The 14391-nt window shown below is 58.5% G+C and carries 18 protein-coding genes; 5 read left to right on the top strand and 13 right to left on the bottom strand.

The window, feature by feature from the left end:
* Positions 1-65: 65 nt before the first annotated feature.
* Genes dxs through SLIT_RS03500 form a run of 3 tightly spaced genes read right to left on the bottom strand, consistent with a single transcriptional unit; the run spans position 66 to position 3081 of the window.
* Positions 66-1910 (bottom strand): 1-deoxy-D-xylulose-5-phosphate synthase, encoded by a 1845-nt coding sequence (gene dxs / locus SLIT_RS03510; RefSeq protein ID WP_013028844.1) that lies wholly within the window; start codon positions 1908-1910, stop codon positions 66-68.
* A complete protein-coding gene (locus SLIT_RS03505; RefSeq protein ID WP_013028843.1) occupies positions 1910-2797 on the bottom strand; it encodes a polyprenyl synthetase family protein in 888 nt (295 codons plus the stop codon). Before SLIT_RS03505 ends, dxs begins: the two co-directional genes overlap by 1 nt.
* On the bottom strand, positions 2797-3081 hold the full coding sequence (locus SLIT_RS03500) for an exodeoxyribonuclease VII small subunit (RefSeq protein ID WP_013028842.1): 285 nt from the start codon (positions 3079-3081) through the stop codon (positions 2797-2799). Before SLIT_RS03500 ends, SLIT_RS03505 begins: the two co-directional genes overlap by 1 nt.
* Before the next feature lie 101 nt (positions 3082-3182).
* Between SLIT_RS03500 and SLIT_RS03495 the strand changes: the two genes are divergently transcribed.
* From SLIT_RS03495 to SLIT_RS03480, 4 genes are read left to right on the top strand one after another with little or no spacing between them, the layout of a single operon-like run.
* Positions 3183-4289 carry an aromatic ring-hydroxylating oxygenase subunit alpha gene (locus tag SLIT_RS03495; protein ID WP_013028841.1) on the top strand — a complete coding sequence of 369 codons (1107 nt, stop codon included), beginning with the start codon at positions 3183-3185 and terminating at the stop codon, positions 4287-4289.
* A gap of 21 nt (positions 4290-4310) precedes the next feature.
* Positions 4311-5150, top strand: coding sequence for a DMT family transporter (locus SLIT_RS03490; protein ID WP_013028840.1), 840 nt, complete (start codon positions 4311-4313; stop codon positions 5148-5150).
* A complete protein-coding gene (locus tag SLIT_RS03485; RefSeq protein ID WP_013028839.1) occupies positions 5147-5494 on the top strand; it encodes a SpoIIAA family protein in 348 nt (115 codons plus the stop codon). The genes SLIT_RS03490 and SLIT_RS03485 overlap by 4 nt, the downstream gene beginning before the upstream one ends.
* 16 nt (positions 5495-5510) lie before the next feature.
* A complete protein-coding gene (locus SLIT_RS03480; protein WP_013028838.1) occupies positions 5511-5870 on the top strand; it encodes a hypothetical protein in 360 nt (119 codons plus the stop codon).
* Positions 5871-5930: 60 nt separating this feature from the next.
* Here the strand turns inward: SLIT_RS03480 and rpmG are convergent, their stop codons facing one another.
* The 10 genes from rpmG to SLIT_RS03430 all read right to left on the bottom strand — a co-directional run bounded on the left by rpmG (position 5931) and on the right by SLIT_RS03430 (position 12817).
* On the bottom strand, positions 5931-6098 hold the full coding sequence (gene rpmG, locus SLIT_RS03475; RefSeq protein ID WP_013028837.1) for a 50S ribosomal protein L33: 168 nt from the start codon (positions 6096-6098) through the stop codon (positions 5931-5933).
* A gap of 12 nt (positions 6099-6110) precedes the next feature.
* The gene (rpmB, locus tag SLIT_RS03470) at positions 6111-6347 is read right to left on the bottom strand and encodes a 50S ribosomal protein L28 (protein WP_013028836.1); all 237 of its coding nucleotides are present in this window, start codon (positions 6345-6347) and stop codon (positions 6111-6113) included.
* A 72-nt stretch (positions 6348-6419) separates the two neighbouring features.
* On the bottom strand, positions 6420-7718 hold the full coding sequence (gene hisD / locus SLIT_RS03465) for a histidinol dehydrogenase (protein ID WP_013028835.1): 1299 nt from the start codon (positions 7716-7718) through the stop codon (positions 6420-6422).
* A gap of 46 nt (positions 7719-7764) precedes the next feature.
* A complete protein-coding gene (gene hisG, locus SLIT_RS03460; protein WP_013028834.1) occupies positions 7765-8403 on the bottom strand; it encodes an ATP phosphoribosyltransferase in 639 nt (212 codons plus the stop codon).
* Between the two features lie 116 nt (positions 8404-8519).
* On the bottom strand, positions 8520-9770 hold the full coding sequence (gene murA, locus SLIT_RS03455; protein ID WP_013028833.1) for a UDP-N-acetylglucosamine 1-carboxyvinyltransferase: 1251 nt from the start codon (positions 9768-9770) through the stop codon (positions 8520-8522).
* A 33-nt stretch (positions 9771-9803) separates the two neighbouring features.
* Positions 9804-10094 carry an STAS domain-containing protein gene (locus SLIT_RS03450; protein ID WP_041420752.1) on the bottom strand — a complete coding sequence of 97 codons (291 nt, stop codon included), beginning with the start codon at positions 10092-10094 and terminating at the stop codon, positions 9804-9806.
* A complete protein-coding gene (locus tag SLIT_RS03445) occupies positions 10091-10738 on the bottom strand; it encodes an MlaC/ttg2D family ABC transporter substrate-binding protein (RefSeq protein WP_013028831.1) in 648 nt (215 codons plus the stop codon). Before SLIT_RS03445 ends, SLIT_RS03450 begins: the two co-directional genes overlap by 4 nt.
* Positions 10739-10762: 24 nt before the next feature.
* Positions 10763-11224, bottom strand: coding sequence for an outer membrane lipid asymmetry maintenance protein MlaD (gene mlaD, locus SLIT_RS03440; protein WP_013028830.1), 462 nt, complete (start codon positions 11222-11224; stop codon positions 10763-10765).
* 4 nt (positions 11225-11228) lie between these two features.
* Positions 11229-12017 carry a lipid asymmetry maintenance ABC transporter permease subunit MlaE gene (mlaE, locus tag SLIT_RS03435; RefSeq protein ID WP_013028829.1) on the bottom strand — a complete coding sequence of 263 codons (789 nt, stop codon included), beginning with the start codon at positions 12015-12017 and terminating at the stop codon, positions 11229-11231.
* Positions 12017-12817 (bottom strand): ABC transporter ATP-binding protein, encoded by an 801-nt coding sequence (locus tag SLIT_RS03430; protein WP_013028828.1) that lies wholly within the window; start codon positions 12815-12817, stop codon positions 12017-12019. The genes mlaE and SLIT_RS03430 overlap by 1 nt, the downstream gene beginning before the upstream one ends.
* Positions 12818-12963: 146 nt before the next feature.
* On the opposite strand from SLIT_RS03430, the gene SLIT_RS03425 reads away from it, so the two are divergent.
* A complete protein-coding gene (locus SLIT_RS03425) occupies positions 12964-14379 on the top strand; it encodes a sigma-54-dependent transcriptional regulator (RefSeq protein WP_013028827.1) in 1416 nt (471 codons plus the stop codon).
* Positions 14380-14391: the final 12 nt, after the last annotated feature.

Raw genomic sequence — 14391 nt, 5'->3', positions numbered from 1 at the left:
GATTAGCTTTCAGAAAAGTCTTGGGGCAATTATACCCATTACCCGACTGTTCTTGTCGGACAATCTCAACCAGCCAACTTTTTGCTGATAGAACGTGCGATTCCATTCGCATCCAGGCCGCAATCGGCCAGCATCTGCACGGGGTCGCCCTGTTCCAGGAATGCATCCGGCAAGCCCAGATGCAACATGGGCACGACGATACCGCGTCGAGCCAGACATTCCGCTACCGCGCTGCCGGCCCCGCCCTGCAGGGTGTTCTCTTCCACTGTGACCAGTAGCGCATGCTCGCGCGCCAGCTTCAGCACCAGCTCTTCGTCCAGCGGCTTGACGAAGCGCATGTTGGCGACGGTGGCATCGAGTTGCCCGGCAGCCTCCAACGCAGGAGCAAGCATCGAACCGAAGGCGAGGATGGCAACCTTGCCACCTTCCCGGCGCACTTCGCCTTTGCCCACAGGTATGGCCTGCAAGTCCTTCTGTACCATTACCCCAGGCCCGGTACCGCGCGGATAACGCACGGCACTCGGCGTATCGAGGTGGAAGGCAGTGCTCAGCATCTGCCGGCATTCTTTCTCGTCAGCCGGCGCCATCACTGTCATGTTGGGCACACTACGCAAATAGGAAAGATCGAAACTCCCGGCATGGGTCGCACCGTCCGCCCCAACCAGGCCACCGCGGTCGATGGCCAACACCACGGGCAGATTCTGGATGGCGATGTCGTGAATGAGCTGATCATATCCTCGTTGCAGGAAGGTCGAGTAGATCGCCACCACCGGCTTGAAGCCGTCGCAGGCCAAGCCTGCAGCAAAGGTCAGCGCATGCTGCTCGGCGATGCCGACATCGAAATAACGCTGGGGGAACTTCTCGGCGAACTCGACCATGCCGGAACCCTCGCACATCGCAGGTGTAATACCGACCAGACGCGCATCCTGTGCCGCCATGTCGCACAACCACTCGCCGAACACTTGTGTGTAGGTGGGCTTGGTACTGGGTTTGGCCGTGATGCCATGGCTGGGATCGAATTTGCCGACGCCGTGATACAGCACGCAATCGTCTTCGGCATGGGCGTAACCTTTACCCTTTTGCGTGACGATGTGCAGGAACTGCGGGCCTTCCAGCTTGCGGATATTGCCCAGAGTCTCGACCAGCACATCCAGATCGTGGCCATCAATCGGACCGATGTAGTTGAAGCCGAACTCTTCGAACAGCGTGCCCGGCGTGACCATGCCCTTGACGTGCTCTTCTGCACGCTTGGCAAACTCCAGTACCGGTGGCATGCCTTTCAGGATCTTCTCGCTGCCGCGCCGCATCGCCGCATAGAAACGACCGGACATCAATTTCGCCAGATAGTTGTTGAGCGCGCCGACCGGGCGCGATATGGACATGTCGTTGTCGTTGAGGATGACCAGCAGATTGGCATCCATGGCACCCGCGTTATTCAGCGCCTCGAATGCCATGCCCCCCGACATCGCGCCATCGCCGATGATGGCAACCGAGCGATTGTCCTTGCCCGCCAGCCGGGCTGCCACCGCCATCCCCAGCGCTGCCGAAATGGAAGTGCTGGAATGCCCGGTACCAAAGGCGTCATACCGGCTCTCGTTGCGCTTTGGAAAGCCGGAGATGCCGTGTGCCATGCGCAGACCGCCCATCGCCGCGCGGCGTCCGGTGAGTATCTTGTGGGCATAGGTCTGATGGCCGACATCCCATACCAGCCGGTCCTCCGGCGTGTCGTATATGTAATGGAGCGCAATGGTCAATTCAACCGTGCCGAGATTCGAGGACAGATGGCCGCCGGTCTTGCTCACCGATTCGATCAGGAAGGCACGCAGTTCATCCGCCAGTTGCGGCAGCTGCGCCCGTTCCAGTTTGCGCAGATCATCCGGAGTGTCGATGGTATGGAGCAGTGGGTACATCAGAATTTTCTCATCACGATGAAATCGGCCAAATCATGCAGGCGCTGCGCTGATGCGCCAAACTCTTTCAGGGTATCTAGTGCTTCCTGATGCAGAGTCGCAGCCATCCGCTTTGCTGCTTGCACGCCGAGCAAAGTCACATAGGTGGGTTTGTCGTTGTCTTTATCCTTGCCCGCCGTCTTGCCCAAGGTCGCGGTATCGGCCTCGCTGTCCAGCACATCGTCCACCACCTGGAACGCCAGTCCGATGCATTTGCCGTAACGGTCGAGCTTGTCGAGTTGCGCCTGATCCAGCTTGCCACAGTGCGCACCAAGCAGGATCGCCGCGCGGATCAGCGCGCCAGTCTTGTAGATATGCATCTGCTCAAGCTCAGGCATCGCCAGCTGTTTTCCCACGCTTGCGAGGTCGATCGCCTGTCCGCCCGCCATTCCGCGCGAGCCGGAAGCTGCAGCCAGCAATCTCACCATCTGCAATTGCCTGGATGGATCGTCGCTCAGTCGGTGCTCGGACAACAACTGGAACGCCAGGCTTTGCAGCGCATCCCCCACCAGCAATGCAGTAGCTTCATCGTATTCGATATGGCAGGTCGGTTTGCCCCGGCGCAATACATCGTCATCCATGCAAGGCATATCGTCATGCACCAGCGAATAGGCGTGAATGAGTTCGACGGCGGCGGCGGCAATCTCGACGCGTTCGATCGGCGCACCTGCAAGTTCGCCTGCCGCATAGGCAAGCAACGGGCGCACACGCTTGCCGCCTTCGAGTACGCTATAGCGCATCGCGGCATGCAACCGTTGCGGCAAAACATCGGTCTGAGGCAGCAAGCGCCCCACCGCATCTTCAAAACGGGATTGGTGGATGGAAACCCAGGACAGGAAATCGGACATTATCTATCTGCGTTCGTGTCGCCAGACGCAGTGAAATCCTTGAGTGAGCCTTCTTCCAGCATACGCACCTGCTGTTGCGCGTCATCCAGACGGGAACGGCAGAATGACAACAATTCCGCGCCGCGCTTGTAGGAAACCAATGAATCTTCCAGCGCCAGCTTGCCGGACTCCATGTCTGCCACCACCTGTTCCAGCTCTGCCAGTGCGGCTTCGAAACTCAGTATCTTGTTGGGCTTTGCCGCCATCTCGATTCCCTGCACGTCAATTTTGCGTAAGGGCGGCATTTTACCTAAGCACCAGACGCAGAGCCAATTTTTATTGCCCCACCTGCTGTTTTCGGGGACAATCCGAGACCCTGAAAATCGTATTCACAGAAAGAGTGGGTATGTCCGAAGTCGCCAAGTTCAAGCAATTCAACCCGGTATCCGCACAACCGCCTTTGCGCTGGTATTTCGATCCGCAAGTACTGGAGATCGAGCAGCGCGTGCTGCTCGATGCCGGTCCCAAATATGTAGGGCACGAACTGATGGTGCCCAACCTTGGCGACTATCACGTGATCGAGTGGATGGATAAAGCCAAGATGCTGGTACGCAATGAGAACGGCGTTGAACTGCTTTCCAATATCTGCCGCCATCGCCAGGCCACCATGCTGGAAGGCCGCGGTACCGCAAAGAATATCGTGTGCCCGCTGCATCGCTGGACTTACAAGACCAGCGGCGAGCTGATCGGAGCGCCGCACTTCCCCAACAATCCCTGCCTGCACCTGAACAAGACACCGCTGCAGAACTGGAAAGGCCTGTTGTTCGCGGGACAGCGCGACATCGCCAGGGATCTGGCGGGCATGCCCGAATTCGATGAGATCGATTTCTCCGGCTACATGCTGGATCGCGTTGAAGTGGACGAATACGACTTCAACTGGAAGACCTTCATCGAGGTCTATCAGGAAGACTATCACGTCGTGCCATTCCATCCGGGTTTGGGACAGATGGTCAATTGCGACGACCTCAAGTGGACCTTCGGCGAACACTTCAGCGTACAGACTGTGGGTATCAATAACCTGCAACGCAAGGCGGGCAGCCCGGTCTACGAAAAGTGGGCGGCGCAGGTGATGCGCTACAACAATGGCAAGCTCCCGCGATACGGCGCGATCTGGCTGACCTACTACCCCAACATCACGGTCGAGTGGTATCCGAACACGCTGGTGGTAAGCACTGTGGTACCGCGCGGCACGGATGCCTGCACCAATATCGTCGAGTTCTATTATCCCGAAGACATCGTGCTGTTCGAGCGCGACTACATCGAGGCCGAAAAGAAGGCTTACCGCGAAACGGCAGTGGAGGACGACATCATCTGCCTGCGCATGCATCAGGGCCGCCGGGCCTTGTACAGGCAGGGCATCGAAGAAGTCGGCCCGTACCAGTCGCCAACCGAGGACGGCATGCTGCACTTCCACGAGTTCCTGCGCCGCAACATCGAACCGCACCTGAAGTAAGTTCCCGTGGGCGCTTTGTGGATGCTGGTAGCCGGCCTGCTGTTCGCCTGCATGGGTGTGCTGGTCAAATACGGCTCGTCGCATTTCTCCGCCAGCGAACTGGTGTTCTACCGCTCTTTCTTTGGCCTGCTCATCGTGTATGCGATGCTGCACCGCGCAAAGGTCGTGCTAGCCACGCGCCACTGGCGCAGCCACCTCTGGCGCGGACTGTCCGGCACGGTCGCCATGATGCTGTTCTTCTATTGCATCGGCACCCTGCCGCTGGCGACCGCGATCACGCTCAACTACACCTCCTCCCTGTTCCTTTCCGCATTGACCTTACTGGTGCTGAAGGAGGCGTTCCACGCACCCCTGAGCAGCGCCCTGGCTGTCGGCTTTGCCGGCGTGGTGCTGCTGTTGCACCCGACGTTCGAGCATGATCGCTTATTGGACGGTTTGCTGGGCCTGCTCTCGGGCCTGCTTGCCGCAGTGGCCTTGCTCAATGTGCGTCAACTGGGTGCGCTGGGCGAGCCCGGCATGCGCGTAGTGTTCTATTTCAACCTGATTGCCACCCTCGCCAGCGGTGCCTGGATGCTGCAAGACCAGCTGCATGCAATCTCCCTGAACGACCTGCCATTGCTTGTCGGCATCGGCGCTGCAGCCACTTTCGCGCAACTTGCCCTGACCCGTGCCCATCGCACCGGCCAGGCTTTGGTGGTAGGCAGTCTGGCCTATAGCACCATCGTATTCTCGGCATTGTTCGGCTTGCTGTTCTGGCACGAACTGCTGAGTTTGAGCGCGTGGCTCGGCATCGCACTCATCATCGCCAGCGGCATGTTAAGCTTGCGTCTGGCACCAACCAATGCAGGGGCAATAAAATGATCACCATCGAAGAAAAGAACAACCTGGTCAATATCGCCGTCATGGGCGAATTCACGATCGCCGACTTCAAGCAGTTCGAGGAACACGCGCTGTACAAACTCAAGGCGCCCGGCAAGATCAACCTGCTGTTCGACCTGCGCGGCATGCTCGCCTACACGCCGGATGTCGCATGGGAGGAGATCAAATTCTTCCGTCGCGAACATAACCACGATTTCAACAGGATCGCCGTCGTCACCGACAACCAGTGGCTCACCTGGCAGGCATGGCTATCGCGCCTGTTCGTCGATGCCGATATCCGGGTGTTCAACGATTACAGCGAGGCGCAGATCTGGGCTCAGCAGTGACCGCAGCCAGAGCCAGATGAGGATACCGGAAACACTCTCCGTCATCCTTCTGGCAATTTCCCTGTCGGCCTGTGTTGCCGTACCGGTAGTGGATCAGGAAGAGGCCTCCCCCTCTTCCTGCAGGACCTACACAAAAAGCATGTCGCTCAAGACGGTTCAAATCAATCCGAACTGCGGAAGCTATAACGAATGTCTCGCTGTGATGCTGACCGTTTCGGCAGGCAGCGTGATCATCTCTGGCAGCATCGTCCTCACCAACAACACCGTTCACTGGCTGGAGTATCAGGGCACTTGCAGCAAGGGTTACCTGAATGCCATCAGGCAGCAATTCATCGATTCTTTCAATAAGCCGAAGCCTCATCCCCGCAGCGAGTGACCACAACAAAAAAGCCCGCATTTCTGCGGGCTTTCTTTTGCATATCGTTGTCCTGCCGAATCACTTCAACTTCGTTTCCTTGTATGCGACATGCTTGCGCGCCACCGGGTCGAACTTCATGAATTCGAGTTTTTCCGGGGTGGTGCGCTTGTTCTTGTTGGTGGTATAGAAGTGCCCCGTACCTGCGGAGGATTCCAGCTTGATCTTTTCGCGTGCGCCTTTTGCCACAGTCGTTCTCCTTTATACCTTCTCGCCGCGGGCACGCATCTCGAACAGGACGGCGTCGATGCCGTTCTTGTCGATGGTGCGCAATGCGGCATTGGTCAGGCGCAAAGACACCCAACGATTCTCAGATTCTACCCACAAGCGGCGGCGTTGCAGATTCGGCAAGAAACGGCGCTTGGTTTTATTGTTCGCGTGGGAGATGTTGTTGCCCACCATGGGCTTTTTCCCAGTTACTTGACAGACGCGTGCCATGACAATTTCCCCAACCAGTTTTTCAAAGAGGCGCGATTCTACATAAACGCCCGCAAAGACACAACCCAAATTTCACTGCCCCTTCCGGTAGAGCGCGGATTGGGCATGCGCCTGCAAACCCTCGCCAAAAGCCAATACAGAGGCAATTTCGCCTAATTTTTGGGCACCTTTGGGCGAAACCTGGATCAGGCTGCTGCGTTTCTGGAAGTCGTACACGCCCAATGGCGAGGAAAACCGTGCCGTGCCCGAGGTAGGCAGGACGTGATTGGGGCCGGCGCAGTAATCGCCCAGCGATTCCGATGTATAGCGGCCCATGAAGATGGCGCCGGCGTGCTTGAGCTTGGGCAGCCAGGTCTGCGGGTCGCCAACGGACAGTTCCAGATGTTCGGGTGCGATGCGGTTGCTGATGCGGCAGGCTTCGTCCATATCGGCGACGTGGATCAGCGCACCGCGATTCTCCAGCGCAGTCTTGATGATGTCCTTGCGCGGCATCCGTTCCAGCAGTTTGTTGGCACTCGATGCCACAGCCTCGATGAAAGCGGCATCCGGCGAGAGCAAAATGGCCTGCGCCAACTCGTCGTGCTCGGCCTGCGAGAACAGGTCCATCGCCACCCAGTCCGGATCGGTCTTGCCGTCGCAGATGACCAATATCTCGGAAGGCCCGGCGATCATGTCGATGCCGCACACGCCGAACACGCGACGCTTGGCGGAGGCGACGTAGGCGTTGCCCGGGCCAACGACCTTGTCCACTTTGGGTATGGTCTCCGTACCGTAGGCAAGCGCCGCCACCGCCTGTGCGCCGCCGATGGTGAACACGCGATCAACGCCCGACAGATAGGCCGCCGCCAGCACCAGTGGATTCTTCACGCCCTCCGGTGTGGGGACGACCATGATGAGCTCGGCGACACCCGCCACTTTGGCAGGCAGGGCATTCATCAGCACCGACGATGGATAGGCCGCTTTGCCGCCTGGCACATAGAGGCCGACGCGATCCAGCGGCGTGACTTGCTGGCCGAGCATGGTGCCGTCGTCGTCAAGGTAATTCCAGGAAACCTGGACCTGCTTCTTGTGATATGAAGTCACGCGCTGCGCCGCTTGTTGCAGCGCATTCTTCTGGTCGGCAGGCAGCCCCTCGAAAGCCGCTTTCAGTTCGGACTTCGGCAATTCCATCGCAGCCGCATCGGCGAGCGGCAAACGGTCGAACTTGCGGGTGTATTCCAGCACGGCAGCATCGCCGCGACCTTTTACATCGGCGATGATGGCGGCGACTGTGGCTTCCAGCTTTTCATCTGCGGTCTCTTCAAAGGCCAGCAGTTTGCCCAGCTTGGCGTCGAAATCGGCTTGTTGTGTGGATAGTCTCGTAATGTTCATTTGCCACCTGTCTGTTCGTCATTCCGGCGCAGGCCGGAATGACGGTTTATGATTTTACTGCTCCCGCAAACGCATCCAGCATCGGCTGAATCGTGGCGCGCTTGAGCTTCAACGAAGCCTGATTCACCACCAGACGCGAAGAAATCGGCGCGATCTCTTCTACTGCCTTGAGGTTGTTGGCCTTCAATGTGGCACCGCTGCTCACCAGGTCGACGATGGCATCGGACAGGCCGACCAGCGGCGCCAGTTCCATCGACCCATATAACTTGATAAGGTCGACGTGCACACCTTTGGAGGCGAAGTGTTCGCGTGCAGTCTTCACATACTTGGTCGCCACGCGCAGACGCGCGCCCTGCTTCACCGCCGACTCGTAATCGAAGTCATTGCGCACCGCGACCATCATGCGGCACTTGGCGATGTTGAGGTCCAGCGGCTGGTACAAGCCCTCGCCGCCGTGTTCATTGAGCACATCCTTGCCCGCTACGCCGAGATCGGCGGCACCGTACTGCACATAGGTCGGCACATCGGATGCGCGCACGATGATCAGCCGCACGTCGTCGCGATTGGTCGGCAGGATCAGCTTGCGCGAAGACTCGGGATCTTCCAGCGCGGTGACGCCAGCTGCCTGCAGCAACGGCATGGTTTCTTCGAAGATGCGTCCCTTGGATAAGGCGATGGTGATCATATTTTCTCTTTCTTCCCCCTCTCCCCCGCCCCCTCACCCGCAAGCGAGAGAGGGTGGCGCGTGAGCGCCGGGAGAGGGTATTCATTTCAAGCGGCGCTTGTGCCGCCCGAATACGTTTATTTTATCCGGCGAATGTTAGCACCGAGCTGCCCCAGTTTGCTTTCGATGTGCTCGTAACCGCGGTCCAGGTGATAGATGCGGTCAATGACGGTCTCTCCCTGCGCCACCAGTCCGGCGATGACCAGGCAGGCCGAAGCGCGCAGGTCGGTCGCCATCACCGTTGCGCCTTCCAGCCGGTCCGCTCCGCGCACCACGGCAGTGTTGCCTTCCACGTCGATCTGCGCACCGAGACGGCGCAGTTCCTGTACATGCATGAAGCGGTTCTCAAAAATGGTCTCCACCACCATCGCGCTGCCAGCCGCAATGCAATTGAGCGCCATGAACTGCGCCTGCATGTCGGTGGGGAAAGCCGGATGCGGCGCGGTGCGCACATTCACCGCCTTCGGGCGGCCATGCATTTCCAGACGGATGGTGTCGCCTGCGACCTTGATCCGGGCTCCCGCCTCTGTCAGTTTTTCCAGCACCGTCTCCAGGATATCGGCACGCGTCTCGTGCAAGGTGATGCTGCCGCCGGTGGCTGCCGCCGCCACCAGAAAGGTGCCGCTTTCGATGCGATCCGGCATGATGCGATGCGCTGCCCCATGCAACTTTTCGACTCCAACAATCGTGACCGTATCGGTACCGTCGCCGCTGATCTGTGCGCCCATGGCGCGCAGGCAGTTCGCCAGGTCCACCACTTCAGGCTCGCGTGCAGCGTTTTCCAGCACGGTCACGCCGTCCGCCAGCGCTGCCGCCATCATCAGATTCTCGGTGCCGGTGACGCTGACGATATCGAAGAAGATGCGCGCACCTTTGAGCCGCGCCGCCTTGGCATGGATATAGCCATGCTCGATGGCAATTTCTGCGCCCATCGCCTGCAATCCCTTGATGTGCAGATCGACCGGACGCGAACCGATGGCACAACCGCCGGGCAGGGAAACCTTGGCGTCGCCGAAGCGCGCCACCAGCGGCCCCAGCACGAGGATGGCCGCGCGCATGGTCTTCACCATGTCATACGGTGCTTCCCAGTTGTCGACCTTGTCGCCGGTGAAGGCGATCTCGTTCGTTGCGGACTCGGCCGCGATCCCCATCTGCTGCAACAATTTGCGCATGGTGCCGACATCGTGCAGATCGGGCAGATTGGTCAGGCGCAAGGTGTCTGCGGTCAGCAGGCTGGCGCACATGATGGGCAGTGCCGCATTCTTTGCACCGGAGATGCGCACATCGCCGCGTAAAGGTGTGCCGCCTTGAATGGCTAGTTTTTGCATTTGGAAGTCTTCTCGCCGCTGCTGCAGCGCTTGTTATGATGAGTGACTCAATGGCAGCGCGTCGGCCACCCCGTAGAGGTCGGCAAGACTGCGCAGATTGTCCGGAACGTTGACGAAGACCAGTTTAGCCTCGTGACGCTGGGCGTTGCGCAACCAGCCCAGCAGCAAACCCACCGCTGCAGAATCTGCTGCCTCAACTTGCGCCAGATCGACCGTCCAGTCTTTCCCCTCCAGAGGCTGCATGGCCTCGGCAAACGAAGCGCCTATGGTAGCCATGGTCAGAGAACCGGAAACCCGCAGACAATTACCGTCGCGCCGGATCACTTGGACCCCGATTTTTCAGCCAGAGCGGCATTGTTCGCGGCAGATTGATTCTTTTCCACCAGAGTCTTGATCAGGCCGTCGATACCTACTTGCTGGATCTGGTCGGCGAACGTGCCACGATAACTGGTCACCAGGCTCACCCCCTCTACCGTCAAGTCATATACTTTCCAGCCATCCGGACTTTTTTCCATGTCGTAATCCACCAGTATCGGCTGTTGCGAACCCGGCTTGACGATGGAAGTCTTGACAGTCACATCGGTCGCGCCGCTCTCCAGCTTGAATGGCTTGATCTCGACGACCTGGTCGCGATATGAAGTGAATGCCTTGGTATAAGTGCGCACCAGCATGATACGAAACTCGTTCATCAGCGCCTTCTTCTGTTCAGGTGTCGCTGTGCGCCATGCTCTGCCCACCGCAAGTTTCGTCATATGCTCGAAATTGAAATGCGGCAGGACTTTCGCATCCACCAGTTCCAGCATCTTCTTCTGGTTGCCGGAGCGCAGATCCTTGTCTTTGCGCACGATATTCAGCACCTCATCCACGGTATTCCTGATGAGCGCATCCGGATCGGGCACATCGGCTCGAGCGCCAAGCGACAGGTTCAGCAATATCACACCGGACAGCAGCACTAGTATCTTCTTCATCGCTTTCTCTTTTCGTTCTATGGCCTAATTCTTGGAACTGGAGCTGTTGTACAGGAACTTGCCGATCAAGTCCTCCAGCACAACTGCGGACTGCGTCTTCTTGAACTCTTCGCCATTCTGCAACATCTTGTCGTCCCCGCCCGGAACCAGACCGATGTATTGCTCGCCCAGCAAACCCGAAGTCAGGATATTGGCAAAAGTATCCTTGGGGAACTGGTAACGCTTGTCGATGCTCATGGTCACCCTGGCTTCGTAGCTATTGGTGTCCAGCACGATGCTGGTCACCCGCCCCACCAGTACGCCGGCGCTGCGCACCGAAGCGGTGGGCTTCAAACCGCCGACATTGGTGAAATGAGCCTGCAACTGATACGACTCCGACACGTTGTAGGTACTCAGGTTCCCCACCTTGAGTGCCAGCACCACCAGCGCCGCGATGCCTGCCACCACAAAAACGCCTACCCATAGATCCAATGTCGTACGTTCCATAACCCTAAGCTCCTTGAAACATGAATGCGGTCAAAATGAAATCCAGCATCAATATCGCCAGCGAGGACTCCACCACTGTACGCGTAGTCGCACCTGACACACCCTCAGCCGTGGGCGGTGCATCGTAACCTTCGAACAGGGCGATGGCCGTGACGGCCAATCCGAATACCAGACTCTTGATCACGCCGTTCAGTATGTCATGCTGAAAATCCACCGACGCTTGCATCTGCGACCAGAACGAACCTTCGTCCACTCCGATATTCACCACGCCGACCACGTAGCCGCCAAACACGCCCATTGCCGAGAATAATGCCGCCAGCAACGGCATGGAGATCACCCCCGCCCAGAAACGCGGTGCCACCACGCGTGCGATGGGATTGACCGCCATCAACTCCATCGCGGAGATCTGCTCGGTGGCCTTCATCAGGCCGATCTCGGCGGTCATCGCCGATCCGGCGCGGCTGGCGAACAACAGTGCGGCCAGCACCGGCCCTAATTCGCGTACCAGACTCAACGCCACCAGCGAACCCAGTGCCGATTCCGAGCCGTAGCGCTTGAGCGTTTCGTATCCCTGCAGACCCAACACCATGCCGACGAACATGCCTGCCACCAGAATGATGATCAGCGACATCACGCCGGAAAAGAATATCTCGCGCACCGTGAGACGAAAGCGCTTGAAACTCATGCCTGAATAAAGCAACGTCATCAGGAAGAAACGCGCGCCATAACCGGTGCGCCAGATGGCATTCACCACGCGTTTTCCGATACCCCGTAAACCGCTCACTATTGCCATCAGGCGTGTACCCCCAGATCGGTGTTGAAATCATTGCCGGGATAATGGAACGGGAGAGGACCGTCCATCTCGCCATGCACGAACTGCTTGACGAATGCCTCACCGGAAGCGCGAATATCGTCCGCCGAACCTTCCGCGATGATGGCTCCGTCCGCCACAAAATAGACGTAGTCCACGATCTTCAGCGACTCCTGCACATCGTGCGTAACTATAATGGAAGTCGCCCCCAGCGCTTCGTTCAGCTTGCGGATCAGCTCGCCCACCACCGTCAGCGAGATCGGGTCCAGGCCGGCGAACGGCTCGTCGTACATGATCAACATCGGGTCCAGCGCGATCGTGCGCGCCAGCGCCACGCGCCGTGCCATGCCGCCGGAAAGCTCGCCGGGCATCAGATCCTGCGTGCCATACAGCCCCACCGCGTGCAACTTCATCATCACCAGGTCGCGGATGATCTCCTCCGGCAGGTCTGTGTGTTCGCGCATCTGGAATGCCACGTTATCGAACACCGTCATGTCGGTGAACAGCGCACCGAACTGGAACAGCATCCCCATCTTGCGGCGCATCGCATACAACCCCTGCTGATCCAGCTCGCTGATCACCTGTCCGTCCACCTTCACGTACCCTTGAGTCGGCTTCAGCACCCCGCCGATATGGCGCAAGATGGTCGTCTTGCCGCAACCGCTCAGGCCCATGATGGCGATCAGCTTGCCTTTCGGAAAGGACATATTGATTCCCTTCAGGATAGGACGGCTGTCGTAGGCGAAATTGACGTCGCGGACTTCTACCAGAGGTGCGGACACTTAAGAACCTTCGCTTGTTGCAGAGGGGCGCATTCTAAACCACGCCGCCGCAACTTGGAAACAAGCCTAACTTGAGCTTGGCGCGAATGCGGGCTATCCTGCGCGCGACACTCGATATCACCATGGTTATATTTCAGGACAACAACGTGACACTCCCAGCTTTGCTCATCGTTGATGACGATCCGCTCATCCGAGATTCCCTGCGGCTCATTTTGGCCGACGAATTCGACATCCATCTTGCCGAAGACCGCCCGCAGGCAATTCGCCTGTTGCGCGACATGGCGAGCCCGCCGCAACTGGCGCTGGTCGACCTTGGCCTGCCGCCCACGCCGCACCGGCCGGAAGAAGGATTCCGCCTGATCACCGAACTGCTGGCGCATTCACCAAACATCAAGGTCATCACGCTATCGGGACAAAACGAGGAAAGCAATGCACGGCATGCGCGCACCCTTGGCGCCTTCGAGTTCGTTGCCAAACCCTGCGGGCCGGAGACATTGCGCGCCCTGCTGCGCGACGCCCTGCGCATACAGCAAAGCGAACAGACCGAACTTGCAGACAGCAAATCCCTGTTCGGCATCATCGGCAACAGCCAGCCCATCCAGGCGATGCGCAGCCAGATCGAACTGTATGCCCAGACACCCTATCCGGTACTGATCGAGGGCGAGTCTGGCAGCGGCAAAGAATTGGTTGCCGCGGCGTTGCAACGCCTGAGCGGCAAACCCGATGCCTCATATGTCATTCTCAATTGTGCAGCCATATCGCCCAACCTGCTGGAATCGACCTTGTTCGGCCATGCAAAAGGCGCCTTCACCGGCGCGACCAACGCGCAAAGCGGCTTTTTCGAGAGGGCCGAGAACGGTACGCTGTTCCTCGACGAGATTGGCGAAATGCCGCAGGAACTGCAGGCCAAATTGCTGCGCGTGCTGGAGAACGGCGAATACCAGCGCGTCGGCGAAGCGACCACGCGCAAGAGCAATGCCCGCATCATTGCCGCCACCAACCGCGACCTTAAGTTGGCCGTGCGCAACGGAGCCTTCCGCAACGACCTCTTTCATCGACTGAGCATCTTTACGATCCAGGTTCCGCCGCTGCGCAACCTGGGCGAGGACAAACTACTGCTGCTGGAACATTTCCAGGGGTTCTATGCCTCGCAAGCACAACGCCCGGCATTCAAGCTCGATCCCGCCGCGCTGGAAGCCTGGAAACGTTATTCCTTCCCCGGAAACACCCGCGAATTGCGCAACATCGTCATCCGGTTGACCACCAAGTACCCTGGTGCCGAGGTCAACGTGCGTCAACTGGAATCCGAATTCGACCCGCAACCCGAGACAACCGGAAGTACGCAAACCGATCCGTCCAGCGAAGTGCGGCAGATCCTGCTGCAGGGCGGATTCGATCTGGACGACATGTTGATGGGCTATACTGCCCGCTACATCGACACCGCCATGGAACTCGCGCACGGCAACGTCAGCGAAGCCGCCAAACTGTTGGGAATCGCTCGAACCACGCTTTACAGCCGCATGGAAGCGATACAAAAACACAAAGCGCAGAAAGTACAATAAAGGGGACAACAA

Source organism: Sideroxydans lithotrophicus ES-1, from assembly GCF_000025705.1.
In the GTDB taxonomy this organism is placed as follows: Bacteria; Pseudomonadota; Gammaproteobacteria; order Burkholderiales; family Gallionellaceae; genus Sideroxyarcus; species Sideroxyarcus lithotrophicus.
Note: the sequence above shows the minus strand (reverse complement) of the source record. Positions and strands in the feature narration are given on the sequence as shown.